This window comes from Patulibacter sp. SYSU D01012 (assembly GCF_017916475.1).
Classification (GTDB): domain Bacteria; phylum Actinomycetota; class Thermoleophilia; order Solirubrobacterales; family Solirubrobacteraceae; genus Patulibacter.
Window position 1 is genome coordinate 14,154 of sequence record NZ_JAFMTB010000002.1, and the last position, 26,631, is coordinate 40,784.

Genomic DNA, 26,631 nt, shown 5'->3' on the forward strand with positions numbered 1-26,631 from the left:
GTGGCGAGGCTCGGGGCACCCGGAGGGGGCCAGGCCCCGGAGAGCGCCTTCGTCCAGGGGCGGGGTGGGGGACGGCGGCGGACCGGTACCGTTCGTCGTCGCACATGCGTCTCGGATTCCTTGGATCGGGCAACATGGCCTCCGCCCTGGCGCGGGGCATCGGGGAGCCGGTGCTCTGCTACGACCCGGTCGCCGAGCGCGCCCGGGCCCTCGCGGAGGAGACCGGCGGGGAGGCCGTGCCCGACGGCCGGACCCTCGCCGAGCGGGCCGACGTCGTCGTCCTGGGCCACAAGCCCGGGCAGCTGGAGGACGCGGCGCGCGAGGCCGGCGCCGCGAAGGCCGTCGTCTCCATCCTCGGCGGCGTCGGCACCGAGGCGCTCCGCGCCGCCTACCCCGGGCGCCCCGTCGTCCGCCTGATGCCGAACACGCCCGCCGGCGTCGGCAAGGGCGTCATCGCCGTCGCCGTCGAGCCCGGCGGCGTGCCCGCGGACGAGCGCGAGGTGCGGGAGGGCGTGCTGGCGCTGCTGTGCCGCTGCGCCGAGGTCGTCGAGCTGCCCGAGGCGCAGATGGCCGCCGCGACGGCCGTCTTCGGCGTGCTGCCCGCGTACGTGAGCCTGTTCGCCGAGGCGACGGTCGACGCCGCCGTCCGCCACGGCATGTCGCCGCAGGACGCCGGCCGCATGGTCGCCGCCGGCATCGAGGGCTCCGCCGCCCTGCTCGCCGCGCAGGGGCACGACACCCTCGCCGTGCGCCGCGGCGTGACCTCGCCCGGCGGCTCGACCGCCCGCGGCCTGCGCGCGCTCGACCGCGGCGGCCTGCGCGAGGCCGTGCAGGACGCGTTCGACGCCGTGGTGGACGCCTCGTGACCGGCCTGCTCGTCCTGGCGACGGCCCGCACCCAGGCCGCCGACTTCCTCCAGGCGCTCATCCAGGTCTACGCGCTGCTCATCGTCGCGTGGGTGCTCGTCTCGCTCGTCCAGAGCGCCGGCGTGCGCATCCCCTACAACACGTTCACGAGCACCGTCCTGCGCTTCCTCGGCGACGCCGTCGAGCCGTACGTCGGGCTCTTCCGGCGCATCCTGCCGACGCTCGGGCCGTTCGACCTGTCGCCGCTCGTCGCGCTGCTCGTCCTGCAGGTCGTCGGCCAGGTGGTGGTGAACGTTGTCGCCGGCTGACGCCCGCGCCGGCCGGCTCGCGGTCCGTCGCGTCGCCGCCGTCGCCGTCCTCGTCCTGGTCCTCGACCAGCTGACGAAGCGGCTCGTCGTCGAGGCGATCCCCCGGGGCGGCTCCGAGACGATCCTGCCGTTCCTCGACCTGGTGCACGTCCGCAACGAGGGCGTCGCGTTCTCGAGCTTCGCCGGGCAGCCCTGGATCGTCGGCCTGCTAGTCCTCGGCGCCCTCGGCGCCCTCACGTACTGGTTCGTGCGCAACCGCAGCGTCCGCTACGCCTGGCTCGCCGCCGGGATGCTCGCCGGCGGCGCCGTCGGCAACGTCCTCGACCGGCTCATCGAGGGCGCGGTCATCGACTTCATCAAGCCCCCGAACTGGCCCGCCTTCAACCTGGCCGACTGCTCCATCGTGCTCGGCATGGTGGTCCTCGTCGTCGTCGTCGAGCTGGAGAACCGCCGCACGACCCGCGAGGACGGCCGGCGCGACGCCCGGCCGCAGCGCGGATGAGCCTCGAGCAGGTCGTCGTCGCCGAGGACCAGGACGGCGCGCGCCTCGACGTCGTCCTGGCCCCGGTGTGCGGCTCGCGCGCCCGCGCGCAGCGGGCGATCGCCGAGGGGGCCGTCACCGTCGACGGCGCCCCCGCGAACCCCGCCCAGAAGCGCCACGCCGTCCGCGCCGGCCAGACCGTCGCCGTGCGGCTGGAGGCGCTCGTCCGGCCCCTCGGCGAGATCCGGCACGACGCCCCGCCCGTCGACGTGCGGTACGAGGACGAGCACCTCATCGTCGTCGACAAGCCCGCCGGCCTCGTCGTCCACCCCGGCGCCGGGCACGACGGCCCCACGCTCGTCGACGCCGTCGCCCGCTGGGTCAGCGCCGAGCTGCCGCCCGGCGGCGACGCCGAGCGGCCGGGCATCGTCCACCGCCTGGACCGCGACACCTCGGGGCTCCTGCTCGTCGCGCGCACCGACGAGGCGCACCGCCGCCTGCAGGCCGCGATCCGCGACCGCGAGGTCACCCGCGAGTACCTGACCCTCGTGGACGGCCGCCCCGACGCGCGCGCCGGCACGATCGACGCGCCGATCGGCCGCGACCGACACCACCGCACGCGCCAGTCGATCGACACGGACGCGCCGCGCCGCGCCGTCACGCACTTCGTGCTCGAGGAGCTGCTGCCGCGGACCGCGCTGCTGCGCGTGACCCTCGAGACGGGACGCACGCACCAGATCCGCGTGCACCTGAAGGCGATCGGCCTGCCCGTCGCGGGCGACCCCGAGTACGGGCGCGCCCCGAGCGGCGAGAGCCCGTTGGGGCTGACGCGCCAGTTCCTGCACGCCGCGCGGCTGTCGCTCACGCACCCGATCACGGGCGCGCCGCTGCAGGTCGAGTCGCCGCTGCCGGACGACCTGGCCGCCGCGCTCGAGCGAGCCCGCGCCGGCGCGTAGGCCCCGCCGCACGACGGCGCGGCGTCCGCGGCCCCGGCGTGCTTGAATTGGTGGTCCGCGCGTCCGTCCGGACGCCGGACCTGCACGTCCATCTCTACCCCGCTGGGGTCACCCGGAACGTCCCTGCCCGATCCGTCGGGAATGCGCTCCGGGCCGGCGGGATCGTTCACCACCTTTCCCACAGGGAGTCCCCATGGCCGAGATCGGCATCAAGGAACTGCTCGAGGCCGGCGTCCACTTCGGACACCAGACCCGGCGCTGGAACCCGCGCATGGCGCGGTTCATCCACGGCGAGCACTCCGGCATCCACGTCATCGACCTGCTGCAGACGGTCGAGCTGCTCGACGCCGCGCAGTCGTTCGTCTCCGACATCGCCCAGCGCGGCGGCAACGTCCTCTTCGTCGGCACGAAGCGCCAGGCGCAGGACGCCGTCCGCGACGCCGCCGAGGCCGCGCGCATGCCGTACGTCAACCAGCGCTGGTCGCCGGGTCTGCTGACGAACTTCCAGACGTCGAGCAAGCGCATCAAGACGCTGAACGACCTCGAGCGCCTCGAGGCCGAGGGCCAGCTCGAGCTGCTGCCCTCGCAGGAGCGCATCAACCGCCGCAAGGAGCTCCTGAAGCTCCAGATCAACCTCGGCGGCGTGAAGGACCTGCGCCGCACGCCGGACGCGGTCTTCGTCATCGACGTCAACAGCGAGAAGATCGCCGTCGAGGAGGCCACGAAGCTGCGCATCCCCGTCATCGCGCTCGTCGACACGAACGTCAACCCCGACGGCGTCGACTACGCCATCCCGGGCAACGACGACTCCATCCGCTCCTGCGGCCTGATCGCCCACGCGATCGGCGACGCGGCCGCCGGTGGCGCCGCCGCCTGGTGGGAGGCCGAGGAGGCCCGCCGCCAGCGCGAGACCGCCGAGCGCGAGCAGCGCCAGGCCGAGGAGGCCGCCAACCGCGAGGCCGAGGAGGCCCGCCGCCTGGAGGCCGAGGAGCAGAGCGCCGCCGCCGCCCAGGGCCAGGAGGCCGCTGCCGCCGCCGAGGCCGCCCAGTCCGAGACCCCGGCGCCCGCCGCCGAGTAAGGAGCCCGCATGAGCACCACGATCACCGCGGCCGACGTCAAGGCCCTCCGCCAGCGCACCGGCGCCGGCATGATGGACTGCAAGAAGGCGCTCCAGGAGGCCGAGGGCGACCTGGAGAAGGCCGTCGAGCTGCTCCGCGTCAAGCTGGGCAACAAGGTCGGCAAGCTCGCCGACCGCGAGGCCGCCGAGGGCACCGTCCAGTCCGCCATCTCCGAGGACGGCAAGACCGGCGCCCTCGTCGAGGTCGACTGCAACACCGACTTCGTCGCCCGCAACGACGACTTCGTGGCGTTCGCGCGCCGCATCGCCGCGCACCTGGCCGAGGCCGGCGGCAACCCCGGGCCCGTCGACACCGAGGTCCTCCTGAAGGAGGAGATCGCCGCCGGCGAGACGCTCGAGGCCGCGCGCGCCGACCTGTCGGCGACGACGGGCGAGAACGTCGTCATCCGCCGCGCCGAGCGCTTCGCCGTCGAGGGCGAGGGCACGATCGCGTCCTACATCCACGCCACGGGCAAGGTCGGCGTCGCCGTCCAGGTCGAGGGCGGCACGGACGCCGAGGCGCGCGCCGCCTTCGCGAAGGAGGTCGCGCTGCACGTGGCCGCCACGCCGGCGACGAAGTACGTGTCCGGCGAGGACGTCCCCGCCGACGCCCGCGACGCCGAGCTGCGCGTCTACACGCAGCAGGCCGAGGCCGAGGGCAAGCCCGAGCAGATCCGCGAGAAGATCGCCCAGGGCAAGCTCGACAAGTGGCTGAAGGAGATCGCCCTCCTGCCGCAGGAGCACATCAACCCGGACAAGCACGACGGGAAGACGATCGACCAGCTGCGCAAGCAGGTCGGCGACGACGTCGTGATCAAGCGCTTCGTGCGCTTCCAGGTCGGCGAGTAGCCCGACCGAGCGGCACCATGGCCCCGACGACCACGGCGTTCAAGCGCGTCCTGATCAAGCTGTCCGGCGAGTCCCTGATGGGCGCGCAGGACTACGGCACCGATCCGGAGCGCGTGGGCGCCGTCGCCGACGCGATCAAGGCCGTCCACGACCTGGGCGTCCAGCTGGCGATCGTCGTCGGGGCCGGCAACATCTACCGCGGCATGTCCGGGGCCGCCGCCGGCATGGACCGGGCCACGGCGGACTACATGGGCATGCTCGCGACGGTGCTCAACGCCCTGCCGCTCCAGGACGCCCTGGAGAAGCGCGGCGTGACCACCCGCGTGCAGAGCGCGCTGACGATCACCGAGGTGGCGGAGCCCTACATCCGCCGCCGCGCCGAGCGGCACCTGGAGAAGGGCCGCGTCGTCATCTTCGCCGCCGGCACCGGCAACCCGTTCTTCACCACGGACACCGCCGCGTCGCTCCGCGCCGCCGAGGTGCACTGCGAGGCCATCCTCATGGCGAAGAACGGCGTCGAGGGCGTCTACACCGCGGATCCGCGGACGGACCCCGACGCCGAGCTCATCGACGAGATCACGCACATGGAGGCCATCGAGCGCCGCCTGCGCGTCATGGACTCCACCGCGCTGACGCTGTGCATGGAGAACCGCCTGCCGATCCACGTCTTCAACATGGACGACGAGGCGAACATGGTCCGGATAGTCTCGGGCGAGCGCGTCGGCACGCTGGTCCGCACGCCCGCGTGAGCCCGGCGCCCGCCGGCCGCACCGACACCCCCGTCGCCCACCACCCGAGAGGTCCCAGATGTCCGACGACTCGATGATCGACGAGCTGCTCGCCGACGCCAAGGAGCGCATGTCCAAGGCGGTCGACCAGACCTCCGGCGAGTTCGCGACCGTCCGCACCGGCCGCGCCAGCCCGCACCTGCTCGACCGCGTCGTCGTCGACTACCACGGCGTGCCGACCGCGCTGCGCCAGCTCTCCACGATCGGCGCGCCCGAGGCCCGGCTGCTGACCGTCACCCCGTACGACGCGTCCTCGATCAAGCAGATCGAGAAGGCGATCTCGGACTCCGACCTCGGCGTCACCCCGAGCAACGACGGCCGCACGATCCGCCTCGGCATCCCCGAGATGACGGAGGAGCGCCGCCGCGAGATGGTCAAGGTCGCCCGCACCATCGCCGAGGAGGGCCGCGTGCGCGTGCGCAACGTGCGCCGCGACGTCCTCGGCGACCTGCGCTCCCTGAAGAGCGACGGCGACATCGGCGCCGACGAGGAGCACCGCGCCGAGACCGAGCTGCAGAAGATCACCGACGCCGCGGTCACGCAGCTCGACGGGATGCTGAAGGCCAAGGAAGCCGACATCCTCGAGGTCTGAGCGCGTGACCGCTCCCTCGGGTGACGCGGGCGCCTCCGGGCGCCCGCGGCACGTCGCGATCATCACGGACGGCAACGGGCGCTGGGCGCAGTCCCGCGGCCTGCCGGTGGCCGAGGGCCACCGCGCCGGCGCCGACGTCGTCCGCGCCCGGCTGCGCGACGCCGTCGAGCTCGGCGTCGAGGAGCTGACCGTCTTCTCGTTCTCGACCGAGAACTGGTCGCGGCCCGAGCACGAGGTGCGGGCGCTGATGGCGATGTTCTCCGAGCGCATCGACCGCGAGACGCCGGAGCTCGTCGAGGAGGGCGCGCGCATGCGCTTCATCGGCCGCCGCGAGGGGGTCGATCCGCGCCTGGTCGAGAAGATGGCCTGGGCCGAGGAGCAGACCGCCGGCGGCGACGCGATCACGTTCTACGTCGCGTTCAACTACGGCGGGCGCGCCGAGATCCTCGACGCCGCCGCGAAGTACGACGGTGGGGGCGAGGACGCGTTCCGCTCCCTGCTCTACGCGCCGGACATGACCGATCCCGACCTGCTCATCCGCACGTCCGGGGAGCAGCGGATCAGCAACTACCTGCTGTGGCAGTGCGCCTACAGCGAGATCGTCTTCGCGCCCGAGTTGTGGCCCGAGTTCGACCGCGCGGCGTTCGAGCGCTGCCTGGACGCCTACGGCACCCGCCAGCGCCGCTTCGGCGGCCGCGAGGCCTAGATGCCCGCCCCGCGCCGCGGGCGCCGCGAGGACGACGGGCGGGCCGGGGCGCGCTCGCGCCGGTCCGTGGGGGATGATCCGTCCGTGCGCGACGACGATCCCGCAGCCACCCCGGCCGCCCCTCGGGGCCGTCGCCGCCAGGCGCGCTTCGAGCTGGAGTTCGGCGACTTCGAGCCGGCCGAGCGGACGCGCACCGGGTCGCGCAGCCGGACCGGCACGGGCACGGGCTCGATCCGCGACGGCGGCCGCACCCGCGGCACGGTGAGCGGCACGTACGACCCCGTCGAGCCGCTGCCGCCGCGCCGGCGGCGCCGCGCCGGCGAGCCGCTGCCCGAGCGCTCCGGCACCTACGACCTGCCGGCCGACGGATCCCGGTCCCCGCGCGGCGGCGACGGGCCGGTCGACGCGGTCGCGGGCGAGATCGAGGCGCTCGAGCGCTTCGAGGACGCCATCGAGACCGTCCGCTCCCCGTCCGACCGCGGCGGCGGCAGCGACCTCGGCGCCCGCGTGCTCGTGGCCGTCCCGGCGGCGATCCTCGCGGTCTTCCTCGTGGCGCAGGGCGGCCCCGTGTTCGTCGCCGGCATCCTCGCCTTCGGCCTGATCGGCACGTACGAGCTGGTCCGCATGTTCGCGAAGACGCGGCCGTCCCTGGCCGGCGCCGGCATCGGCGTGGCCGCCGTGATCGTCGCCGCCGCGCTCGGCGGCCGCGAGGCGATGCTGACCGCCCTGACCGCGAGCATCCCGGTCGTCTTCCTCCTCGTCGCGCTCGCGCGTCCCCGGCCCGGCAAGATGCCCGGCGTCGCGGTCACGCTGCTCGGCATCGCGTGGATCGGGCTGACGCTCGGGCACGCCGTCCTGCTCCGCGACGCGGATCACGGCGGAGGCATCCTCCTCGACGTCCTGATCGGCACGTTCCTGGGCGACACCGGCGCGTACCTCGGCGGCCGCATGTTCGGCAGCCGCAAGCTGTGGCCGCGCGTCTCGCCGAACAAGACGATCGAGGGCCTGCTCATCGGCATCGTCACCGCGGTCGCGGCGACGTGGTTCGCCGGGCTGTACCAGGACTGGCTGTCGGGCACCGACGCGCTGCTGCTGGGCCTGGCCGTCGCGCTCGCGGCCCCGCTCGGGGACCTGTTCGAGAGCTTCCTCAAGCGCGACGCGGGGACGAAGGACGCCGGCGGCCTCTTCGGCGTCCACGGCGGCGTGCTCGACCGGCTCGACGCGGCGATGTTCGCCGTCGTCGCGGGCTACTACGTGTGGCTCGCGATGGGCGGCGTGTAGCGGCGCCGCCGTCGCCGCGTCCGGGTGGCGGCCCCGCTGCCGCCCGCCACCCCGGCCGGCGGTCGACGTCGGGGATCTGCCAGGGTTTCCGCGTCATGCCGCGCCGCCTCCTCATCCTCGGATCCACCGGCTCGATCGGCACGCAGGCCCTCGAGGTCGTCGCCGCCGCGCCCGAGGGGACGTTCGAGATCGTCGGCCTCGCCGCCGGTCGCCAGTGGGAGACCGTCGTCGAGCAGGCCCGCACCCACGGCGTGCGCCGGATCGCGCTCGCCGAGCCGGACGCCGCGGCGCGGGCGGGGGAGGCCTGGACCGACGGCGAGGTGCTCCAGGGCGCCGAGGGCCTGGTCCGGCTGGTCCTGGAGTCCGGCGCGGACCTGGTGCTCAACGCCCTCGTCGGCGCCGCCGGGCTGGGCCCCACGGTCGCGGCGCTCGGCGAGGGCATCGACCTGGCCCTGGCGAACAAGGAGTCGCTCGTCGTCGGCGGCGAGCTGGTGATGCAGCTCGCCGAGGCGACCGGCGCGCGGGTGCTGCCGGTCGACTCGGAGCACTCCGCCATCTGGCAGCTGCTCGAGGGCGAGCGCGGCGCCGGCGGCGGGAACCCGGGCACCGTCGAGAAGCTCGTCCTGACCGCGTCGGGCGGGCCGTTCCGCGGGCGCCGCCGCGCCGAGCTGGCCGACGTCGGCGTCGAGCAGGCGCTCGACCACCCGACGTGGGCGATGGGCGGCAAGATCACCATCGACTCCGCGACGCTGATGAACAAGGGGCTCGAGGTCATCGAGGCCCACCACCTGTTCGGCACGCCCTACGAGCGGATCGACGTGGTCGTCCACCCGCAGTCCATCGTCCACTCCTACGTCACCCTCTGCGACGGGGCGGCGCTCGCGCACCTGGGCCACCCGGACATGAAGGCGCCGATCGCCTTCGCGCTGCACCACCCCGACCGCGTGCCCCTCGGCCTGCGCCCGCTCGACCTGGCGGAGGTCGGGCAGCTGACGTTCGAGCGCCCGGACGAGGAGGCGTTCCGCTGCCTGGCGCTGGCGCGCGAGGCCGGCCGTGCGGGCGGCACGGCGCCGTGCGTGCTGAACGCCGCGAACGAGGTGGCCGTCCACGCGTTCCTCGGCGGCCGCGTCGGCTTCCTCGACATCGCGGGGATCGTCGAGGCGACGCTCGACCGCGTCGAGACCGGCCCGGTGCACGCCTTCGACGCGCTCTACGCCGCGGACCGCGCCGCCCGCGACGCCGCCGCAGCGCTCGTCGACGAGCGCGCCTGACCGGACGCCCGGCCGGGTCGCGGCCGGCACGCGGTCCGCGCCCCGGCGCCGGCCCCGGCCGCCCGTCGCGCGCTTACGCGGCGCCAAGCACGCTGTGCCACCCTTCGTCGGGTGTCATGGGTCCTCGCCTTCGTCGGCTTCTGCCTGCTGATCGTCCTGCACGAGCTCGGGCACTTCGCCGCCGCGAAGGCCGTCGGGATGCGGGTCGAGAAGTTCTCGCTGTTCTTCGGCCGGCCGCTGTGGAAGGTGCGGCGCGGCGAGACGGAGTACGCGGTCGGCTGGATCCCCGCCGGCGGCTACGTGAAGATCAGCGGCATGGACCCGCGGGAGGAGCTCCCGGCCGAGGTCCTGCCGCGGGCGTACTTCCGCCAGCCCGTCTGGAAGCGGATCGTCGTCATCGCCGCCGGGCCGCTCGTCAACGTCGTCCTCGCGTTCGTGATCATCTTCGGCGTCTACGCCGCGAGCGGGGTGCCGCGCGTGGCGCCGGTCGTCGACACGGTGCAGGCGAAGTCCGCGGCGGCGGGCGTGCTGCGGCCGGACGACAAGATCCTGCGCGTCGACGGCGCGGAGGGCTTCACGTCGACGCTGACGGCCGAGAACGCCGACGCCCGCCGGACCGCGATCACCGCCGCGATCGCCCGGCACCGGTGCGCCGGCAGCGACCCCCGACTCGGCTGCTCCGCCGCGACGCCGGCCCGCGTGACGGTGCTCCGCGACGGACGCGAGCAGACGTTCTCGATCGCCCCGCGCCTGGGCGAGGTCGCCGCGCCGGGCGGCGGGACGGAGCGGCGGATGCTGCTGGGCATCGGGTACGGGCCCGAGCTGCTGCCCGCGCCGCTGAGCACCGCGGTCGACGAGACCCCGCGGTACATCTGGTACGTCACGTCGGAGACCGCGAAGGCGATCGCGCGGATCTTCTACGACGCGCAGGCGCGCAAGGACATCGGCAGCGTCGTCGGCGCGTACGACGCGACGCGGCGGACGATCGAGTTCAGCGTCCCCCGCGCGCTCATCCTGCTCGGCGTCGTCTCGCTGTCGCTGGCGATCATCAACCTGGCGCCGTTCCTGCCGCTCGACGGCGGCCACATCTTCTGGGCGATCGCCGAGAAGCTGCGGGGCCGGCCGATCCCGTTCACCTGGCTCGAACGGGCGAGCGTCGTCGGCTTCGTGCTCGTGGCGATGCTCTTCGTCCTCGGACTGACGAACGACGTCGGGCGCTTCCTCGACGGCACCGCGTCGCAGGTCAGATAGCGGCCCGCGGCCGCGAGGAGGCGTGGCGACCGCGGGGTGTGAGAGCGTCGGGGGATGGCGGGTCCCCGCTCGGGGTACTCGTGCCTGTCAAATCCCGACCAGGAGCGACGCATGGCCACCGCGCCCGTCCAGACGCACCAAGACGCCGACCCACCCCTGAAGCGCGCGATCTCGCGCAACATGCTGCTGCTGTTCGTCATCGGCGACGTCGTCGGCGGCGGCATCTACACGCTGGTGGGCAAGATCGGCGGCGAGGTCGGCGGCCTCGTGTGGCTGCCGATGGGCATCGCGCTGGCGCTCGCGCTGCTGACCGCCACGGCGTACGCCGAGCTCGTCACGAAGTACCCGCAGGCCGCTGGCGCCGCGCTCTACGTCAACAAGGCGTTCCGACGCCCGTTCTTCACGTTCATGATCGCGTTCGCGGTCATGTGCTCGGGCATCGCGTCGGCCACGACGCTCGCCCGGGGCGTCGCCGGCACGTACCTGCCGCAGCTCATCGGCGGCATCGACACCGACACCGCGGTCAAGCTCATCGGCGTCGGCTTCCTCTTCATCGTCGCGGCCATCAACTTCCGCGGCATCAGCGAGTCGGTGAAGGTCAACGTCGTCCTGACGATCATCGAGCTCGGCGGCCTGCTCCTGATCATCGTGGTCGGCCTGGCCGCGCTGCTCGACGGCACCGGCAGCATCGACAACGCGTTCACCACCCGTGGCGAGGACGTCAGCCTGCTGCCGGCCACCATCACGGCGACGGCCCTGGCGTTCTACGCGCTCATCGGGTTCGAGGACTCCGTCAACGTGGCCGAGGAGGCCAAGGACCCGCGCCGCGACTACCCGCGCGCGCTGTTCGGCGGCATCGCCGTGGCCGGCGTCGTCTACCTGATCATCGGCGTGCTCGCCCCGGCCGTCCTGCCGACGGACAAGCTGCTGAGCACGGACGACGTCGACAACCCGCTGATCGAGATGGCCCAGCTCGGCCCGCTCGCCATCCCCGTCAAGGTCTTCGCCGTCATCGGCATCCTCGCGCTCGCGAACGGCGCGCTCATCAACATGATCATGGCGTCGCGTCTGACGTACGGCATGTCCCGGCAGGGCATCATCCCGCGCATCTTCAGCAAGGTGCACGCGGGCCGCCAGACGCCGCTGACGGCGATCGTCTTCACGACGATCCTCGGCGTCGTCCTGCTCGTGGTGACGAAGGACCTGACGGACCTGTCGAACACGACGACGTCGCTGCTGCTGCTCGTCTTCTTCTTCGTGAACATCAGCGTGCTCGTGCTGCGCCGCGACCGCGTGGGCCACGACCACTACGTCGCGCCGAGCGTCCTGCCGGCGATCGGCGCGCTCGTGTCGATCGGCCTGCTGATCTACCGCATCGTCAACGACACGAGCCAGATCGTCTTCGCCGCCGGCCTGCTCGTCCTCGGCGCCGTCTTCTGGGTGATCAGCCACGTCGTCAAGCGGCAGGAGCAGCCCGAGTTCGACACCGGTCTGATCGAGCGGATCGAGAACCCGGACGAGCGCGGGTAGCGGGGCGGTCGTCCCGGGACGCCGAGCGGTCCCGGGACGGCCCTTCGGGCGCGTGCCGACGGCCACGTCGGCCTGGCCGCCCGCCGCCGCGGGCGCGGGGCGCCCCGCGCCCGCGCGCCGCTCAGCGGACGGGCCGCACGGCGATCCAGCTCTTCGTGAGCGGCCCGAGCTGCTCCGCGTGGATCGCCGCGCCGGGGAAGAGGGCCGCCATCTCGCCGCGGCGCAGCAGGTGCACGTCCTCCCAGTGGCCCTGGGCGCCCAGGCGCCAGTACGGCCGGCGGAGCGCGACGGGCAGCCAGTGCGCGACCGGCAGCAGCGCGTGCGGCTCGATGGGGAAGGAGTACGCCGGCGTCTGCACGTACAGGCCGCGGCCGACGCGCAGCAGCTCGCGCGCGAACGCCGCCCGCTGCGCCGGCGGGATGTGCTCGACGACCGAGCTGGAGTAGACGAGGTCGAACGCGCCGTCGGCGAAGGGCAGCCGCTGCGTCGCGTCGGCGCGGACGAACGGCCCGGGGTACGTCGGCCGGTCGACCAGGTCGACGCCGGTCACGTCCAGCCCGGGCTCCTGCGCCCGCAGGCCCAGCGTGCCGCAGCCGACGTCGAGGATGCGGTCGCCGGGGCGGACGCCGGTCAGGGCGAATAGCGTCCCGTGCCGGCGCGCGCGCAGCCGGGCCGCGATCGGCCCGGCGACGCGGGCGAGGGGCCCGCGGGCGGTCGCGTAGACGTCGGTCGGCGGCGCGGTCACGCGGGGGAGGGTAGTGCCGCGGCGGGACCGGCCGCCGCGCCGCTCACCAGCCGCGGGTGCCGGGCGCGCCCTTGAACGGCCCGACGAGGTCGGCGGTGATCCAGCCGCCGTAGAAGTCGCCCTCCTGCGCCCGCACCCGCTCGTCGCCGAGGAAGCACGCGTCGACGCGGCCGGGGTACACGGCGACGTGGTCGCGCAGCGCGGCGAACGCGGGGGTGGGCGCGGGGTACGACCACCCGGCCGCCGGGGCGGTCCGGCCGCCGCCGTGCAGGTCGTGGTAGACGGCGCGGCCCTTCCATTCGCACAGCGACGTGCCGGCCGCGTCGGTCACCGCCCCGGGGACGAACGCCGCCGGGGGCAGGTAGACCGTCGGAGGGTGGCTCGTCTCCAGCACCCGCAGCGCGTCGTCCGTCGCGGCGATCGTCTCGCCGCCCAGCACGACGCGCACGGGGCGCCCGACCGGCTCGAGCCGCGGCGGGCGCGGGTAGTCCCAGACGTTCTCGGTCATGTCCCGGATACGGCGGCCGGCGTGCGGCGGACTCAGGCGGTGGCCGCCTCGACCGCCGCGACGACGTCCGCGACGACGTCGTCGGGATCCTCGACGCCCACGGCGAGCCGGACCAGGCCGGGCGCGATCCCCGCGCGCTCCAGGGCGCCCTCGTCCATCTGCGTGGCCCACATCGCGGCGGGCCGCACCGCGAGCGACTCCACGCCGCCCAGGCTGGCCGCGCGGCGGGCGATCCGCATGGCGGAGATCGCGCGCTCGGCCGCCGCGCCGCCGCCCCGCACCTCGAACGCCAGCACGCCGCCGTAGCCGCCGGTCATCTGCCGGGTCGCGACGTCGTGGCCCGGATGGCCGGGCAGGCCCGCGTAGTCGACGTGGACGACGCCGGGGTGCCCGTCGAGCGCCTGGGCGACGGCCAGCGCGGTGCCGGAGTGCCGCGCCATCCGCATGCCGAGCGTGCGCATGCCGCGCAGCAGCAGCCACGCCTCGAAGCTGCCGAGCGTGCCGCCGAGGACCAGCGACGTCGGCCAGATCCGCTCGATCAGCGCGGTCGACCCCACGATGGCGCCCGCGAGCAGGTCGGAGTGCCCGCCCAGGTACTTCGTCGCCGAGTGCAGCACGAGATCGGCGCCGAGGGCCAGCGGGCGCTGGTGGATCGGCGTGGCGAACGTCGAGTCGACGGCCACGAGGGCGCCGCGCGCGTGGGCGATCTCGGCGACCGCCGTCACGTCGGTGACGCCCAGGCGCGGGTTGCTCGGCGTCTCGAGCAGCACGAGGCGCGTCTCCGGGGTGATCGCGGCGTCCCAGGCGTCCAGGTCGTCCTGCGCCACCGCGGTGGTGCGCACGCCGAAGCGCTCCAGCACCTCGCTCGCCAGCGCGGCCGTCCCGCCGTACACGCTGGTCTGCAGCGCCACGTGGTCGCCGGCCGAGACGAGCGCGAGCGTCGCCGTCGTGATCGCCGCCATGCCCGACGCGGTGAGGAGCGCCGCTTCGGCCCCCTCCAGGCCGGCGAGGACCGCGGCGGCGTCGGCCTGGTTCGGCGAGCCGTAGCGCGTGTAGAACCCGGCGTCCTGGGGCGTCGTCGCGGCCCGCGTGAACGCCTCCGGGTCGTCGGAGGCGTACGTCGACGTCGGGTAGATCGGCGGCGCCACGCTCGCCTGGCCGGCGCGTCGGGCGCGGTCGCCGTGGATCAGGAGCGAGTCGGGGCGCAGGTCGTCGCGGTCCATCCCGTCATCCAATCGCACCCGGCGGTCCGGTGGACGGGACCGCCGGACGGCGCGACGGGGCGCGGGCGCGCCGGGCGTTCACCGGGTGGTGATCGGGCGCACGTGTCGGCCCCGTACAATCGGGGACGTGGCTTCCCAGCGACAGATCCGCGTCGGCGACGTCCTGATCGGGGGCGGCGCGCCCGTCGCCGTCCAGACCATGACGAAGACGGAGACGGCCAACCTGCCGGAGACGATGGCGCAGATCCGCCGCGTCGCCGAGGCGGGCGCCGACCTCGTCCGCGTCGCCGTCCCGCGCAACGAGGACGTCGAGGCGCTCAAGACGATCACGCGCGAGTCGCCGATCCCGATCATCGCCGACATCCACTTCAACCACACGCTCGCGATCAAGGCGATCGAGGCGGGCGCGCACTGCATCCGCATCAACCCGGGCAACATCGGCGGGCCCGAGAAGGTCGCGCAGGTCGTCGCCACGGCGAAGGAGCACGACGTCCCGATCCGCGTGGGCGTCAACTCGGGGTCGCTGCCCAAGCACCTGCGCGAGATGGAGTTCACCGACCCGGTCGGCGCGCTCGTCGCCGCCGCCGAGGAGACGGTCGCGCTGATGGAGTCGCTCGACTTCGGCGACTTCAAGGTGTCGATGAAGTCGACGTCCGTGCCGAACACGATCGCGTCCAACCGCCTGCTCGCGCAGCGCATCCCGTACCCGCTGCACCTGGGCGTGACCGAGGCCGGGACGAAGTGGACCGGCTCGATCAAGAGCGCGGTCGGCCTGGGCACCCTGCTGGCCGACGGCATCGGCGACACCGTCCGCATCAGCCTCTCCACCTTCCACGCGGAGGAGGAGGTCAAGGTGGCCTGGGAGATCCTGAAGGCGCTCAAGCTGCGCGACAAGGGCCCCGTGCTCATCGCCTGCCCGACGTGCGGCCGCCTGCAGTTCGACATGGACTCCGTCGTGCAGGAGGTCGAGCAGCGCCTGCAGGCCTACCCGGACCCGATCGAGGTCTCCGTCCTGGGCTGCGCGGTCAACGGCATCGGCGAGGCCCGCCACGCCGACTTCGGCATCACGGGCGCGAAGGACGCCGGGATGATCTTCAGTAAGGGCGAGCCCCTGAAGAAGGTGCCGACGGCCGACCTGGTCGACGAGCTCTTCAAGGAGATCGACCGCTACTACGCGTCGGGCAAGCAGGTCGTCCGCGACGAGCGCGAGGCCGCCGAGGCCACCCAGTGGCTGTCCGAGAACGAGGACCTGTCCGCGATGACGCCGGAGCGCCTGGCGCAGCTCGAGAAGGACAAGGCCCGCGAGGAGGCCGAGCGCGCCGGCGCGCCGACCGCCGACGTGATGGAGGACGAGCCGGGCGCGAAGCCCGCGAAGGTCGCGCTCGTCGACGAGACGTCCTCGCCGACCGCCGGGCGCCGCTTCACCCGCACGAACTGACGGCGCGCGGCCCCGCCCCATCGGGGCGCGGCGGACGCGCCCACCGACGACGAAGGCCCGGCGAGCTCGCCGGGCCTTCGTCGTCCTACGGCCGCGCCCTGGCGCCGGCAGGCGCCGGGCCGCGGGGCGCTCAGCCCTTGCGCAGCGTCGTCGACGCGCTCGCGGCCTCCTGGCCGCTGACCGGGTCGACGTAGACGTAGCGGTACTTCGCGCTGCTCGACGCCGGGACGCGCAGCTGGAAGAGGCCGTTCGCGTTCGTGCGGACGGTCTTGACGTCCTGCCAGGACGAGCCGGAGCGCCGCTGGACGCGGACGTCCAGGGCGACGTCGCCCGGGCGCACCTGCCCCCAGACGTAGCCGTTCTTGCTCGTGCGCCAGCCGAAGATCGGGTGCGCGAAGACCTGCGCCAGCGGCTTCGGCGAGCCGTCGATGTAGTACAGGCCGGACTGCCAGCGGTTCGCGACGCGGCCCTCGTCGACCTTCGTCGACTCGTCGAACCACTCGTACTGGGTCAGCAGCTCGACGCGCGGGTTGCGCGCGGCGATCGACCACGCCCACTGCGACCACGTCGCCGCGGTCTTCGGCGACGGGAACTCCTTGTGCGCCGTGTCGGGCGGGTTCGTCTCGTACGCGTACTCGTCGAGCCACAGGGGCAGCCGCTTCGCGCCCTTGACCTTCACGCGCTTCTTCGCCGTCAGCTTGTCGATCACGGTCGTCAGGCGCGACAGGTCGCCCATGCGCGCGTTGCCCGGATCCTTGTCCTTCGTGCCCGGCGAGATCGTGCTCGAGTGCGGGTGGTAGGCGAGCGTCTCGCCCGTGACCGGCTTGAACGTCTTGCAGGCGCCCTTGCGCGTGGCCTTGTACTTCGACGTCACGCACGCCATCTCGCGCAGGAAGACCATCGGCTGCATCGGCGTGGCGACGCCCTTGGCGAGCGCGTTGCCCTTCGACGACGTGGCGCCGATGCCGACGCGGGCGACGTCGTCGTTGGCGTGGATCGCCGCGTAGCCCGCCCGGGCGAGCTCGCGGTACAGGTGCGGGGCGTAGGGGGTGCACTTCGTGCCGGCGCACTCGTACTGGGGCTGCAGCCACGTGCCGACGTTCGGCTCGTTCCAGACGATGTAGCGGTCCACGCGCGCGGCGACGTGCTTCGTCACGGCCTCGGCGAACTTCCCGAACTTCTTCGGGTCCGGCTTCCACACCGCCTTGCGCCGCGCCGGCTCCTGCGAGCCCCACACGGGCGCCTGGCCCGTGACGACCAGCGTGATGTTCAGGCCGTGCTTGCGGACGAGGTTGATCCGCGCGTCCAGGCCCGAGAAGTCGTACGTCGCCGGGTCCGCCAGGTCCTTGCCCGCGGGCGGCTTCGTCGCGCCCGCGTCCGGCGCCATCGTGTCCCACTTCGCGAACAGGCGGACGTCCTGGACGCCGGAGTCCTTCCACTTCTGCAGCGTCGCGTCCTGGCCGCCGGGGACGGGACCGCCGTCGATCACGCCGTTGAGGACGTTGTCGTCCGCCATGCCGATCTCGATCGAGCCGGCGGCGGACGCCGTGGCGGGCACGGCGGCGAGCGCGAGCGCGGCGGCGACGAGCGCGGTGCGCAGGGGGCGACGGGTCATCGGGCGGGATCCTCTCGACGGGTTGCGGGCACGGCGTCCGGGGGAGGACCGGGCGGTCCGGGCGGTCGTGTCCACGACCATCAACCCGCGGGCGCGCGAGATGTTGCGGTGCCGCACACGACGGTGCGGCGACGCAACGGTGCCGGGCCGGAGGGCCGCGGCGCGGTGCGGCCCGCAGGGGGCCGCGAGGGCCGGCGGCGCGGGGCGCCGCCGGCCGGCGGATCAGGCGGCGAAGCGCTCCGCGACCTTCTGCCAGTTCACGACGTTCCAGAACGCCTTCAGGTACTCCGGGCGGCGGTTCTGGTACTTGAGGTAGTACGCGTGCTCCCAGACGTCGTTGCCGAGCAGCGGCGTCTTGCCCTCGGCCAGCGGCGTGTCCTGGTTGGGCGTCGTGATGATCTCGACGCCCGAGCCGGACTTCACGAGCCACACCCAGCCGGAGCCGAAGCGCGCGACGCCGGCCTCCTCGAACTTCGTCTTGAAGTCCTCGAACGAGCCGAACGCCGACTCGATGGCGGACGCGAGCTCGCCCTCGGGCTGCTGCACGCCGTCGCCCTGCAGCGACTCCCAGAACAGCGTGTGGTTGTAGTGGCCGCCGCCGTTGTTGCGGACGGGGCCCTGCTTGTCGGCCGGGAGCTTGTCGAGGTTGGCCACGACCTCCTCGACGGGCTTGTCGGCCCACTCGGTGCCCTCGAGCGCCGCGTTCGCCTTGTCCACGTAGGCCTGGTGGTGCTTGTCGTGGTGGAGCTGCATCGTCTGCTCGTCGATGTGCGGCTCCAGCGCGTCGTACGCGTAGGGCAGCGGGGGAACGGAGAACGCCATGGGGGGCTCCTCTTCTCGAATGCGGTTCGGGACCGCGGCGCGCCGGTCGGCGCGGCCGCATCCCCAAACCTACACCGGCCGCCCGGGCGCCCCCCGGCGGCGAGGCGTCCTCGACTAGATTGGGAGGCTCATGACGCGCCTCTCCCGTCTCCTGCTCCCGACCGAGCGCCAGCCCCCGGCCGACGCCGAGGCCGTCTCGCACCAGCTCATGGTGCGCGCCGGGCTCGTCCGGCAGATGGGCGCGGGCCTGTGGAGCTGGCTGCCGGCGGGCTGGCGGGCGCACCAGCGCGTCGTCGGGATCATCCGCGAGGAGATGGAGCGGATCGGCGCGCAGGAGACGCTGATGCCGCTCCTGCAGCCCGCCGAGCTGTGGCGGCGCACCGGCCGCTACGACGCCATCGGCCCGGAGCTGTTCCGCCTGCACGACCGCCGCGAGGCGGACATGGTGCTGGCGATGACGCACGAGGAGGCGATGACCCACCACGTCGCCCAGGTCGTCCGCTCCTACCGCGACCTGCCCTTCAGCCTCTTCCAGTTCCAGGTGAAGGAGCGCGACGAGGCCCGGCCGCGCGCCGGCGTGCTGCGCACCCGCGAGTTCGTGATGAAGGACGCCTACACCTTCGACCGAGACGAGGCGGGGCTGCAGGCGCACTACGAGACCTACCGCGAGGCGTACCGCCGGGTCTACGACCGCTCCGGGCTGCGCTGGTACGAGGTCGAGTCGGACACCGGCATGATGGGCGGCAAGCGCGCCCACGAGTACATGGCGCCGTGCGCCGCGGGCGAGGACGAGGTCGTCCTGGCTGACGGGGGCGCCGCCTACGCGGCCAACGTCGAGGTCGCGACGGCCGACGCGCCGTTCGCGGCGCTGCCCGAGGCGCCCGGCGCGCCCGACCCGGTCAGCACCCCCGGCACGACGACGATCGCCGCGCTCGCCGCGCACCTGGACCGCGAGCCCTCCGCGCTGCTGAAGGCGTTCCCCGTCGTCGTCGAGCGCGGGGAGGGCACGCAGCCCGAGACGGTGCTCGTGCTGCTGCGCGGCGACCACGAGGTCGTCGAGGTCAAGCTCGCGAAGGCGCTCGGCGGCACCGTCCGGCAGGCCACCGAGGACGAGATCCGCGACCGCATCGGCCCGCCCGGCTTCCTCGGCCCGATCGGCACCGACGTGCCGGTCGTGCTGGACGCCGCGGTCGACGCGCAGGTGCGGGCGCAGCCGTCCGGCGGCTGGGTCGTCGGGGCCAACGAGACCGACCGGCACCTGGACGGCGTCGTCCCCGGCCGCGACTTCTCGTACGAGGTCGCCGACGTGCGCAAGGTCGTCGCCGGCGACACCGTCGACGGGGTCCCGGTCACGATCGAGCCGGCGATCGAGGTCGGCAACATCTTCCAGCTCATGACGCGGTACTCCGAGCCGATGGGGGCCACGTTCCTCGACGAGGAGGGCAAGGAGCACCCCATCGTCATGGGGTGCTACGGCATCGGGCCCGCCCGGATCCTCGCCGCCGCCGTCGAGCAGTACCACGACGACCGCGGCATCGCGTGGCCGAAGGCGATCGCGCCGTTCGAGATCGAGGTCGTCGCGCTCGGCAAGCCCGGGGGCGAGGAGGGCGCGGTCGCGGAGCGGCTGTACGACGAGCTGCGCGCCGCCGGCTTCGACGTGCTGCTCGACGATCGTCCCGGCGGCGCGGGGCAGAAGCTGACGGACGCCGAGCTGCTCGGCGCGCCCCTGCGGATCACCGTCGGCAAGCGCTCGCTCGCCGAGGGCCGCGCCGAGGCGCAGATCCGCCGCGGCCAGCAGGACGTCGAGGGCGGCCTGCCGCTCGACGGGATCGTGGACGCCGTGCGCGAGCTGTGGGAGCGAGTGCCCTGAGCCGTCCGACCGGCGACCGGCCGGAGGAGCGGCGGGACCCGGGCACGCAGACGCCCTCGGAGGCGCGCCGCCTGCGCGAGCGCGCGGAGCAGGTGCGCGACCGCACGCGCGAGCGGAAGGAGCAGGTGCGCGAGCGGACCGAGCACGTCCGCGACCGCACCCGCGAGCGCACGGAGCAGGCGCGGATGACGGTCTACCGGCTGTTCGGCATCGACCGCTCCGGCCCGCCGCCGCCGCAGACGCTGCCCGGCGAGCCCCTGCGGATCTGGACGATCCCGAACGTCGTCGGCCTCGTCCGCCTGGCGTTCGTGCCGGTGTTCCTGGTCCTCGCGCTCGCCAGCGACGACGGCACGCACGTGCTGCCCGCTGTCCTCTTCGCCGTCATCGCGGGCACGGACTACCTCGACGGCTTCCTCGCCCGGCTGACCGGCCAGTACAGCCGCTTCGGCGCGCTGCTCGACCCCGTCACGGACCGCTCGCTCGTCCTCGCCGGCGGCATCGTCTGCTGGTCCTTCGACCTGCTCCCCCGGTGGGCGCTCGCCGTCCTCGTCGCCCGCGAGCTGTACATGCTCGTCGCGGGCCGGATGGCGCTCGGCAAGGGCCTCAAGCTCCAGGTGAACTGGTGGGGCCGACTGGCGGTGTGGCCGACGATGGGCGCCCTGTTCGCGGCCCTGCTGGGCGTCGGGGCCCCCGCGCGCGTGGCCCTCGTCGTCGGCGTCGCGATGGCGCTCGTGGCGGCGGCGAAGTACACGCGGGACGCACGGCGCGAGCTGCGCGGCCGGCGCGCGGCCGCGCTGGACGCCTGACCCAGACCCTCAAGCGGAGGTCGAGAAATCGCGGCAGGCCGCTGGTATGCTCGCGGCGGCGCAGCTACCCGACGCGCCGCCAGGAGCCATGGACGACAGCTTTTCCGATCTGGGCAGCCTCGCTGACGAGGAGCTCAAGGCGATGATCGATCGCCTCACGGCCGAGGAGACGGAGGTCAGCTACCGCCGTCGCATCCTCCACGGCCAGATCGACATCCTCCGCGCCGAGCTCGTCAGCCGGCTGCGCCTGCGGCACGAGGAGGGCGGCGCGGTGATCCACGGCTCCGACGTGGACCGCCTGACCGACATCCTCGCGGGCCGCGCCGCCGCGCTGCGCCCCGTCCCGGACCCGGAGCCCGGCGCCCCCGAGGGCCCGGCCGACGGGGGAGACGCGACGACCTGATGGCGGTCCACTGCCCCGAGTGCGGGTTCGTCGTCGGCGAGGCGGCGAACTTCTGCCCCAAGTGCGGCGCGTACCTCGCCGACATGACGGCCCCCGTCGAGGCGACGACCGCGACGTACCACCTGCAGGACTCCGGCGAGATCGCGGCGCTCGACGTCGCCGCGCTGCAGCAGGCCGGCGGCGCCGCCCTGGTCGTGCGCGCCGGCGGCGGCCGCGAGGGCGAGTCGGTGCCGCTCACCGGCGAGCGCGTCACGATCGGCCGGCGCCCCAGCAGCGACCTGTTCCTCGACGACGTGACCGTCTCGCGCGACCACGCGCTCGTGGTGTCGCGGGCGGACGGCTGGCACCTGGACGACCTGGGCTCGCTCAACGGCACCTACGTCAACCGCCGGCGCATCGACAGCGCGCTGCTGCGGGACGGCGACGAGGTGCAGGTGGGCAAGTTCAAGCTGACGTTCCTCGGCCACTGAGGCCGGTCCGGTGGCCGACGACGAGCGCACCGGACCCCCGCCGTCCGGCGATGCCGTCCCCGTCGCCACGCCCGTGCGCGGCGGCCGGCCGCTGACGATCGGGCAGGTCTGCAAGCTCCTCGGGAGCGAGTTCCCCGACATCTCGATCTCGAAGATCCGCTACCTGGAGGAGCAGAAGCTCCTGACGCCGCGGCGCACCTCCGGCGGGTACCGGCTGTTCACGACCGAGGACGTCGAGCGGCTGCGCACGATCCTGCGCCTGCAGCGCGACGAGTTCCTGCCCCTGCGCGTCATCCGTCAGGAGCTCGCCGCCGGGCGCGGACAGGACGCCCCGCGGGTCGGCGGCGCCCCGGAGCCCGACGGCGAGCCGGCGGCGCACCGCGCCGGCCCGATCACCCTGCGGGGCGGCGGCACCGCCGTCCACACCGTCGAGCAGCTGTGCGACGACACGCGCGCCACGCCGGCGCTCGTCAAGGAGCTGCGCGACTTCGGCGTGATCCAGGGCACGACCCGCGACGGCGCCATCGTCTTCGACGACGACGAGCGCGAGATCGTGCGCGCCGCCGTCGAGCTGTCGCGCTACGGCGTCGGCGGGCGGCACCTGCGCGTCCTGCGCAGCTCGGCCGACCGGGAGGGCGCGCTGCTCGAGCAGCTGCTCGGTCCGGCGCTGCGCTCGCGCAGCCAGGAGCGGCGGACGGAGGCGGTCGAGGCGCTCGAGACGCTGGCCGCCACCACCATGCGGCTCAAGCACCTGCTCCTCGTGCGCGACCTGCGACGCTTGGTGCCGTGAGCACCGCACCGTCCTCGCCCGACGACGACTTCGACCTGCGCTCCTGCGTCGTCGACCTGCCGGACCACCCGGTCCCGGGCGTCACGTTCCGCGACATCACGCCGATCTTCGCCGACCCGCGGGCGCTGGCGGTGGCCGTCGACCGCATGGCGACCGCCACCCGGGACCTGGGCGTCCAGCAGGTGATCGGCGCGGAGGCGCGCGGGTTCCTGCTCGGCCCGGCGCTGGCGCGGGAGCTCGACGCCGGGTTCATCCTGGCCCGCAAGCCCGGGAAGCTGCCGCGGGACACCATCGCCGTCACCTACGACCTGGAGTACGGGCAGGACGAGCTGCAGGTGCACGCCGACCTGCTGGCTCCCGGAACGCGCGTGCTCGTCCACGACGACCTGCTGGCCACCGGCGGCACCGCGTCGGCGCTGTGCCGGCTCGTGGAGCGCCTGGGCGGCGAGGTCGTCGGCCTGTCGTTCATCGTCGAGCTGGCGTTCCTCAAGGGGCGCGACGCGCTCGCGCCACACGAGGTCCGCTCGCTCATCACGTACGAGGACTGAGCGGTGGGCGCGCGCGCCGACGCCGAGGCCGACCGCGTCCTGGACGCGACGCCGGAGCAGGTCTGGGCGCAGATCGCGGACGGGCGGCGCGTCGCGGCGTGGTGGCCGCTCGCCGAGCGGGCCGAGGACGTGCAGGGCGGCCGCTTCACCCTCGTCCTGCGGTCCAGTCGCGGCGTGCCGGTGCGGACGGACTGGCGCGTCGTCGTCTCGCGACGGCCCGACCGCCAGCGGTGGGAGCAGGACCTGGCCGGCACGCCCTTCGCCGGCACCCTGCGGCGGTCCGCCGTCGAGCTGCGCCTGGAGCCGGCCGACGGCGGCCGGTGCCGCGTCACGGTGGCCGTCGAGCGCGAGATGACGCGCGGCGGCCTGGCGGCGCGGGTCTTCGGGCGCCGCGCCGCGCGGCGTCACGCCGGCGACGCCGCCGCGCGCCTGGCGCGGGCCGTCGCCGCCGCCGGCTAGCGCAGCTTGCCGGTCAACACGGTCGCGCCGGGCGTCTTCGGCGTGGCCGAGCCCTCGCGCGTGACCCGCACGCGGGTGAACTTGCGCGCGTCGACGATCGACGCCTTGTTCGTCCGCGGGTCGATCGCCGTGAAGGGGATGAAGAGCGCGGAGATGCGACCGGAGGAGTCGATCGTGGCCGTGCTGCCGTCGCGTCCGTCGGCGAAGCGCCCGAGCAGGACCGGGTCCTGGCCGCCGCCGTCCATCCACACCGCGTACTGCCGCTTCGACGTCATCGCCGGGAAGCCCTGGGCCTGCAGGGCCAGGCCGGGGGTGCCGTCGACGACCTGCGGCTGCGAGACGCCCGCGACCTTCGCGTAGGCGCCCTCGGCCGTCGACGGTGGCGTGAAGTTGATCTGGCCGGGCAGGCCGGAGACGATCTGCTGCGCGACCGCGTCGGTCGCGTTCGTGGCGGTCGTCGCGGCCGGCGCCGCGGCGCGCGTGTCCCCGTCGTCGCCGCCGTCGAAGGCGCCGCTGATCCACAGCACCAGCGCGATCACGAGCACCGCGGCGAGGGCGCCGAGCCCGAGCGTGCGCGGCGACGCGCCGCGGAGCGTCGGGGGGCGGTCCCCGTCGCCGTCGCGGTCGAGGGCCGCGAAGGCCCGGCGGACGGCGCTCGCGCCGCGCGGAGCGGTGGCCTCGTCGGGGCCGTCGTCCGTCGCTTCCCCCTCGGGCGACGGCGCGTCCGAGAGCGCGGGCGCGCCGTCCGGGCCGCCGGCGTCGGCCTCGACGTCGGGTCCGGCCGGGGCCGCGGCCGGGGCGGGCCCGGCGGCCGGCGGCACCGGCACGGCGGGGCCGCCCAGCGGCGCCAGCTCGGCCGCGACGCGGGCGGCCCAGCCGCGGGCGGCGTCCCCGTCGCGCAGCAGCGCCTCGGCCGCCGCGGCGTCGGCTCCGGCCTGGCCGAGGAGCAGGTCGCCGATGCGGTCGCGGTCCTCCAGCTCCAGGCCGGGCACGTCGTCCGGCGCCAGGCCGTCCACCGCGTCGAGCGCGCGCTCGCGGACCTGCTCGGCCGGCAGGCCGAGGACGTCGGCGAGCGCGGAGTACGAGAGCCGGCGGCGCAGCACGAGCTGCAGGACCGCCTGCTGGTCCGGGTGGAGGGCCTGCAGCCGTGACATCGGCGCGCAAGCCTACCGGGGGTCAGGTTGCGTCCGTGTAAGAGGCGGGGGCCGTCGCGGGCGGCGCACCGCCCGGCGGGCGGCGGTCGCGCGGACGGCCCTAGCATGCGCCCATGGAGCTCCAGCCGCGCATCCCGCTCGACCGCACCCTCGACGGCCACCTCGGCCTCGTCTACGGCGACTCGGGCGACGGCTGGATCGAGGCGACGCTGCCGGTGGCCGACCACGTGCGTCAGCCCATGGGGCTCGTCCACGGCGGCGTGTACGCGGCCATCGCGGAGTCGCTGACCTCGTGGGCCACGGCGACGGGCGTCCACGAGGACGGGATGGTCGCGCAGGGCCTGTCGAACAGCACGAACTTCCTCCGGCCCTGCCTGGAGGGCACGATCCACGCGCGGGCGGAGCGGCTGCACCGGGGGCGCACGACGTGGGTGTGGGACGTGCGCTGCGCCGACGACGAGGGGCGCGTCTGCGCGATCACCCGCATGGTGATCGCGGTGCGCCCCGCCGCGTGAGCGGCCCGCGCGGCCGGCGCGCTCACCAGGCGCGGCGGTAGAGCTCCTCGATCTCCTCCGCCGTGGGCACCACCGGGTTGCGCTCCGGGCTGCCGGAGTCCAGGGCGTCCCGGGCCATCTTCGGAAGGGCGGCCTCGAAGCGCTCGCGGTCCATGCCGCGCAGGTCGCGCAGCCGCGGGATCTCGAGCCGCGCGTTCAGGCCCTCGAGGGCGTCGAGCAGCGCCGCGCCGGCCGCCTCGTCCGACGCGCCGCCAGCGGCGACGCCGAGCAGCCGCGCCACGTCGGCGTACCGCGCGGGGGCGCCCGGCAGCGAGTAGGCCGTGACGGTGGGGAGGAGGACGGCGTTCGAGAGCCCGTGCGGAACGTGGAAGAGCGCGCCGAGCGGCCGGCTCATCCCGTGCACGAGGCAGACGGAGCTGTTCGAGAAGGCGGCGCCGCCCTCGTATGCGGCGCGGGCCATGCCCGCCCGCGCGTCCAGGTCGCGGCCGTCGCGCCATGCGGCCTCGAGGTGCGCGCCGCAGAGCGCGACGCACGAGCCCGCCAGCTCGTCGGTCTCCGGGGTCGCACGGCGCGAGACGTACGCCTCGATCCCGTGCGTGAGCGTGTCCACGCCGACGTGCGCGGTCAGCGCCGGGGGCATCGTCGCGGACAGCTCGACGTCCACGAGCGCCACGGCCGGGACCAGGCGGTCGTCGAGCAGCATCATCTTCGTGTCCGTCGCCGTGTCCGTGATGACCACGACGCGGGTGGCCTCGCTGCCCGTGCCCGCCGTCGTGGGCAGGGCGACGACCGGCAGGCCGGCGCCGGAGAGCCGGCCGTAGCCCTGCCGGTCGCGGAGGGGGCCGGGGTTGGCGCCGCGCACGGCGATCGCCTTCGCGGCGTCCAGGACGCTGCCGCCGCCGACCGCCACGACGACGTCGGCCTCGTGCGCCACCAGGCGCGCGCGGCCCTCGTCGACCGTCGCGTCGGACGGGTCGGGCTCCACCTCGTCGAAGACCTCGACGGCGAAGCCGCCGTCGCGCAGCAGGCCCGCGACCTCGTCGGCCACGCCGGCGGCGCGGAGGTGCGCGTCCGTCACCAGGAGCGCCCGGGCGGCGTCGAGCCGCGCCGCCTCCTCGGCCACGCGCCGGCGGGCGCCGGGCTCGATCCACGTCGACCGGGGGAGGACCAGAGGCATGGGGCGACGCTATCGCGCCGGCCGCCGGCCGCCGCACGGGTGGGGTCGGCGCGGCGGCCGGGGGCGCGCCGGGCGGCGTCGTCCGTCCGTCG

General features: G+C 74.6%; 29 protein-coding genes. 22 read left to right on the forward strand and 7 right to left on the reverse strand.

Going from position 1 to position 26,631, the window contains the following annotated elements; translation table 11 throughout:
- The first annotated feature begins 104 nt into the window (after window positions 1-104).
- The 13 genes from proC to J3P29_RS09505 all read left to right on the forward strand — a co-directional run bounded on the left by proC (window position 105) and on the right by J3P29_RS09505 (window position 11,996).
- On the forward strand, window positions 105-866 hold the full coding sequence (gene proC, locus J3P29_RS09445; RefSeq protein WP_210493058.1) for a pyrroline-5-carboxylate reductase: 762 nt from the start codon (window positions 105-107) through the stop codon (window positions 864-866).
- A complete protein-coding gene (locus J3P29_RS09450; RefSeq protein WP_210493059.1) occupies window positions 863-1,174 on the forward strand; it encodes a YggT family protein in 312 nt (103 codons plus the stop codon). Before proC ends, J3P29_RS09450 begins: the two co-directional genes overlap by 4 nt.
- Window positions 1,161-1,676: a signal peptidase II gene (lspA, locus tag J3P29_RS09455; protein WP_210493061.1), complete on the forward strand. Its 516-nt coding sequence runs from the start codon at window positions 1,161-1,163 to the stop codon at window positions 1,674-1,676. The genes J3P29_RS09450 and lspA overlap by 14 nt, the downstream gene beginning before the upstream one ends.
- Window positions 1,673-2,611, forward strand: coding sequence for an RluA family pseudouridine synthase (locus J3P29_RS09460; protein ID WP_210493062.1), 939 nt, complete (start codon window positions 1,673-1,675; stop codon window positions 2,609-2,611). Before lspA ends, J3P29_RS09460 begins: the two co-directional genes overlap by 4 nt.
- A 193-nt stretch (window positions 2,612-2,804) precedes the next feature.
- Window positions 2,805-3,689 carry a 30S ribosomal protein S2 gene (rpsB, locus tag J3P29_RS09465; RefSeq protein WP_210493063.1) on the forward strand — a complete coding sequence of 295 codons (885 nt, stop codon included), beginning with the start codon at window positions 2,805-2,807 and terminating at the stop codon, window positions 3,687-3,689.
- A 9-nt stretch (window positions 3,690-3,698) separates the two neighbouring features.
- A complete protein-coding gene (gene tsf / locus J3P29_RS09470; RefSeq protein ID WP_210493064.1) occupies window positions 3,699-4,577 on the forward strand; it encodes a translation elongation factor Ts in 879 nt (292 codons plus the stop codon).
- A 17-nt stretch (window positions 4,578-4,594) separates the two neighbouring features.
- The gene (pyrH, locus tag J3P29_RS09475; RefSeq protein WP_210493065.1) at window positions 4,595-5,326 is read left to right on the forward strand and encodes a UMP kinase; all 732 of its coding nucleotides are present in this window, start codon (window positions 4,595-4,597) and stop codon (window positions 5,324-5,326) included.
- A 73-nt stretch (window positions 5,327-5,399) separates the two neighbouring features.
- On the forward strand, window positions 5,400-5,957 hold the full coding sequence (frr, locus tag J3P29_RS09480; RefSeq protein WP_210494995.1) for a ribosome recycling factor: 558 nt from the start codon (window positions 5,400-5,402) through the stop codon (window positions 5,955-5,957).
- Between the two features lie 4 nt (window positions 5,958-5,961).
- A complete protein-coding gene (gene uppS / locus J3P29_RS09485; protein ID WP_210493067.1) occupies window positions 5,962-6,663 on the forward strand; it encodes a polyprenyl diphosphate synthase in 702 nt (233 codons plus the stop codon).
- 84 nt (window positions 6,664-6,747) lie between these two features.
- The gene (locus J3P29_RS09490; RefSeq protein WP_210493068.1) at window positions 6,748-7,944 is read left to right on the forward strand and encodes a phosphatidate cytidylyltransferase; all 1,197 of its coding nucleotides are present in this window, start codon (window positions 6,748-6,750) and stop codon (window positions 7,942-7,944) included.
- A gap of 95 nt (window positions 7,945-8,039) precedes the next feature.
- Window positions 8,040-9,215 carry a 1-deoxy-D-xylulose-5-phosphate reductoisomerase gene (gene dxr / locus J3P29_RS09495; RefSeq protein WP_210493069.1) on the forward strand — a complete coding sequence of 392 codons (1,176 nt, stop codon included), beginning with the start codon at window positions 8,040-8,042 and terminating at the stop codon, window positions 9,213-9,215.
- Between the two features lie 111 nt (window positions 9,216-9,326).
- The gene (locus J3P29_RS09500; protein ID WP_210493070.1) at window positions 9,327-10,466 is read left to right on the forward strand and encodes an RIP metalloprotease; all 1,140 of its coding nucleotides are present in this window, start codon (window positions 9,327-9,329) and stop codon (window positions 10,464-10,466) included.
- A gap of 111 nt (window positions 10,467-10,577) precedes the next feature.
- Window positions 10,578-11,996: an APC family permease gene (locus J3P29_RS09505; protein WP_210493071.1), complete on the forward strand. Its 1,419-nt coding sequence runs from the start codon at window positions 10,578-10,580 to the stop codon at window positions 11,994-11,996.
- 121 nt (window positions 11,997-12,117) lie between these two features.
- On the opposite strand, the gene J3P29_RS09510 is transcribed toward J3P29_RS09505, so the two are convergent.
- From J3P29_RS09510 to J3P29_RS09520, 3 genes are read right to left on the reverse strand one after another with little or no spacing between them, the layout of a single operon-like run.
- Complete coding sequence (locus J3P29_RS09510; RefSeq protein WP_210493072.1) at window positions 12,118-12,741, reverse strand: class I SAM-dependent methyltransferase; 624 nt, start codon at window positions 12,739-12,741, stop codon at window positions 12,118-12,120.
- 43 nt (window positions 12,742-12,784) lie between these two features.
- Window positions 12,785-13,249 (reverse strand): DUF427 domain-containing protein, encoded by a 465-nt coding sequence (locus tag J3P29_RS09515; protein ID WP_210493073.1) that lies wholly within the window; start codon window positions 13,247-13,249, stop codon window positions 12,785-12,787.
- 32 nt (window positions 13,250-13,281) lie between these two features.
- Complete coding sequence (locus tag J3P29_RS09520) at window positions 13,282-14,472, reverse strand: aminotransferase class I/II-fold pyridoxal phosphate-dependent enzyme (RefSeq protein ID WP_210493076.1); 1,191 nt, start codon at window positions 14,470-14,472, stop codon at window positions 13,282-13,284.
- 127 nt (window positions 14,473-14,599) lie between these two features.
- Between J3P29_RS09520 and ispG the strand changes: the two genes are divergently transcribed.
- Window positions 14,600-15,910: a flavodoxin-dependent (E)-4-hydroxy-3-methylbut-2-enyl-diphosphate synthase gene (gene ispG / locus J3P29_RS09525; RefSeq protein WP_210493077.1), complete on the forward strand. Its 1,311-nt coding sequence runs from the start codon at window positions 14,600-14,602 to the stop codon at window positions 15,908-15,910.
- Window positions 15,911-16,040: 130 nt separating this feature from the next.
- Here the strand turns inward: ispG and J3P29_RS09530 are convergent, their stop codons facing one another.
- Window positions 16,041-17,525 (reverse strand): hypothetical protein, encoded by a 1,485-nt coding sequence (locus tag J3P29_RS09530; RefSeq protein WP_210493078.1) that lies wholly within the window; start codon window positions 17,523-17,525, stop codon window positions 16,041-16,043.
- Between the two features lie 222 nt (window positions 17,526-17,747).
- The gene (locus tag J3P29_RS09535; RefSeq protein WP_210493079.1) at window positions 17,748-18,347 is read right to left on the reverse strand and encodes a superoxide dismutase; all 600 of its coding nucleotides are present in this window, start codon (window positions 18,345-18,347) and stop codon (window positions 17,748-17,750) included.
- A 130-nt stretch (window positions 18,348-18,477) separates the two neighbouring features.
- On the opposite strand from J3P29_RS09535, the gene J3P29_RS09540 reads away from it, so the two are divergent.
- From J3P29_RS09540 to J3P29_RS09570, 7 genes are all read left to right on the forward strand, one after another.
- Window positions 18,478-20,217, forward strand: coding sequence for a proline--tRNA ligase (locus J3P29_RS09540; RefSeq protein WP_210493080.1), 1,740 nt, complete (start codon window positions 18,478-18,480; stop codon window positions 20,215-20,217).
- Window positions 20,199-21,023, forward strand: coding sequence for a CDP-alcohol phosphatidyltransferase family protein (locus J3P29_RS09545; RefSeq protein WP_210493082.1), 825 nt, complete (start codon window positions 20,199-20,201; stop codon window positions 21,021-21,023). Before J3P29_RS09540 ends, J3P29_RS09545 begins: the two co-directional genes overlap by 19 nt.
- An 88-nt stretch (window positions 21,024-21,111) precedes the next feature.
- The gene (locus J3P29_RS09550) at window positions 21,112-21,426 is read left to right on the forward strand and encodes a hypothetical protein (protein WP_246851885.1); all 315 of its coding nucleotides are present in this window, start codon (window positions 21,112-21,114) and stop codon (window positions 21,424-21,426) included.
- Complete coding sequence (locus J3P29_RS20380; protein WP_210493085.1) at window positions 21,426-21,896, forward strand: FHA domain-containing protein; 471 nt, start codon at window positions 21,426-21,428, stop codon at window positions 21,894-21,896. The genes J3P29_RS09550 and J3P29_RS20380 overlap by 1 nt, the downstream gene beginning before the upstream one ends.
- Window positions 21,897-21,906: 10 nt before the next feature.
- Window positions 21,907-22,686: a MerR family transcriptional regulator gene (locus tag J3P29_RS09560; protein ID WP_210493086.1), complete on the forward strand. Its 780-nt coding sequence runs from the start codon at window positions 21,907-21,909 to the stop codon at window positions 22,684-22,686.
- Window positions 22,683-23,234, forward strand: a complete 552-nt coding sequence (locus tag J3P29_RS09565; RefSeq protein ID WP_210493087.1) for an adenine phosphoribosyltransferase — start codon at window positions 22,683-22,685, stop codon at window positions 23,232-23,234. The genes J3P29_RS09560 and J3P29_RS09565 overlap by 4 nt, the downstream gene beginning before the upstream one ends.
- A 3-nt stretch (window positions 23,235-23,237) precedes the next feature.
- Window positions 23,238-23,693, forward strand: a complete 456-nt coding sequence (locus tag J3P29_RS09570; RefSeq protein ID WP_210493089.1) for an SRPBCC domain-containing protein — start codon at window positions 23,238-23,240, stop codon at window positions 23,691-23,693.
- On the opposite strand, the gene J3P29_RS09575 is transcribed toward J3P29_RS09570, so the two are convergent.
- The gene (locus J3P29_RS09575) at window positions 23,690-24,847 is read right to left on the reverse strand and encodes a hypothetical protein (protein ID WP_210493090.1); all 1,158 of its coding nucleotides are present in this window, start codon (window positions 24,845-24,847) and stop codon (window positions 23,690-23,692) included. The two genes, J3P29_RS09570 and J3P29_RS09575, sit on opposite strands and share 4 nt — an antisense overlap.
- A gap of 113 nt (window positions 24,848-24,960) precedes the next feature.
- Here J3P29_RS09575 and J3P29_RS09580 point away from each other — a divergent pair, with 113 nt between their 5' ends.
- A complete protein-coding gene (locus J3P29_RS09580) occupies window positions 24,961-25,362 on the forward strand; it encodes a PaaI family thioesterase (protein WP_210493091.1) in 402 nt (133 codons plus the stop codon).
- Window positions 25,363-25,384: 22 nt separating this feature from the next.
- On the opposite strand, the gene J3P29_RS09585 is transcribed toward J3P29_RS09580, so the two are convergent.
- A complete protein-coding gene (locus tag J3P29_RS09585) occupies window positions 25,385-26,539 on the reverse strand; it encodes an iron-containing alcohol dehydrogenase (protein WP_210493093.1) in 1,155 nt (384 codons plus the stop codon).
- Window positions 26,540-26,631 lie beyond the last annotated feature (92 nt).

What these genes read in the sequence shown, in the direction of transcription:
- J3P29_RS20380 (WP_210493085.1), top strand. Translation starts at nt 21,426, where the DNA reads ATGGCGGTCCACTGCCCCGAGTGCGGGTTCGTCGTCGGCGAGGCGGCG.
- J3P29_RS09505 (WP_210493071.1), top strand. Translation starts at nt 10,578, where the DNA reads ATGGCCACCGCGCCCGTCCAGACGCACCAAGACGCCGACCCACCCCTG.
- dxr (WP_210493069.1), top strand. Translation starts at nt 8,040, where the DNA reads ATGCCGCGCCGCCTCCTCATCCTCGGATCCACCGGCTCGATCGGCACG.
- frr (WP_210494995.1), top strand. Translation starts at nt 5,400, where the DNA reads ATGATCGACGAGCTGCTCGCCGACGCCAAGGAGCGCATGTCCAAGGCG.
- rpsB (WP_210493063.1), top strand. Translation starts at nt 2,805, where the DNA reads ATGGCCGAGATCGGCATCAAGGAACTGCTCGAGGCCGGCGTCCACTTC.
- J3P29_RS09530 (WP_210493078.1), bottom strand. Translation starts at nt 17,525, where the DNA reads ATGACCCGTCGCCCCCTGCGCACCGCGCTCGTCGCCGCCGCGCTCGCG.
- J3P29_RS09580 (WP_210493091.1), top strand. Translation starts at nt 24,961, where the DNA reads ATGGAGCTCCAGCCGCGCATCCCGCTCGACCGCACCCTCGACGGCCAC.
- proC (WP_210493058.1), top strand. Translation starts at nt 105, where the DNA reads ATGCGTCTCGGATTCCTTGGATCGGGCAACATGGCCTCCGCCCTGGCG.
- J3P29_RS09520 (WP_210493076.1), bottom strand. Translation starts at nt 14,472, where the DNA reads ATGGACCGCGACGACCTGCGCCCCGACTCGCTCCTGATCCACGGCGAC.
- J3P29_RS09515 (WP_210493073.1), bottom strand. Translation starts at nt 13,249, where the DNA reads ATGACCGAGAACGTCTGGGACTACCCGCGCCCGCCGCGGCTCGAGCCG.
- pyrH (WP_210493065.1), top strand. Translation starts at nt 4,595, where the DNA reads ATGGCCCCGACGACCACGGCGTTCAAGCGCGTCCTGATCAAGCTGTCC.
- J3P29_RS09550 (WP_246851885.1), top strand. Translation starts at nt 21,112, where the DNA reads ATGGACGACAGCTTTTCCGATCTGGGCAGCCTCGCTGACGAGGAGCTC.
- J3P29_RS09540 (WP_210493080.1), top strand. Translation starts at nt 18,478, where the DNA reads ATGACGCGCCTCTCCCGTCTCCTGCTCCCGACCGAGCGCCAGCCCCCG.
- tsf (WP_210493064.1), top strand. Translation starts at nt 3,699, where the DNA reads ATGAGCACCACGATCACCGCGGCCGACGTCAAGGCCCTCCGCCAGCGC.
- J3P29_RS09575 (WP_210493090.1), bottom strand. Translation starts at nt 24,847, where the DNA reads ATGTCACGGCTGCAGGCCCTCCACCCGGACCAGCAGGCGGTCCTGCAG.
- J3P29_RS09585 (WP_210493093.1), bottom strand. Translation starts at nt 26,539, where the DNA reads ATGCCTCTGGTCCTCCCCCGGTCGACGTGGATCGAGCCCGGCGCCCGC.
- J3P29_RS09535 (WP_210493079.1), bottom strand. Translation starts at nt 18,347, where the DNA reads ATGGCGTTCTCCGTTCCCCCGCTGCCCTACGCGTACGACGCGCTGGAG.
- J3P29_RS09460 (WP_210493062.1), top strand. Translation starts at nt 1,673, where the DNA reads ATGAGCCTCGAGCAGGTCGTCGTCGCCGAGGACCAGGACGGCGCGCGC.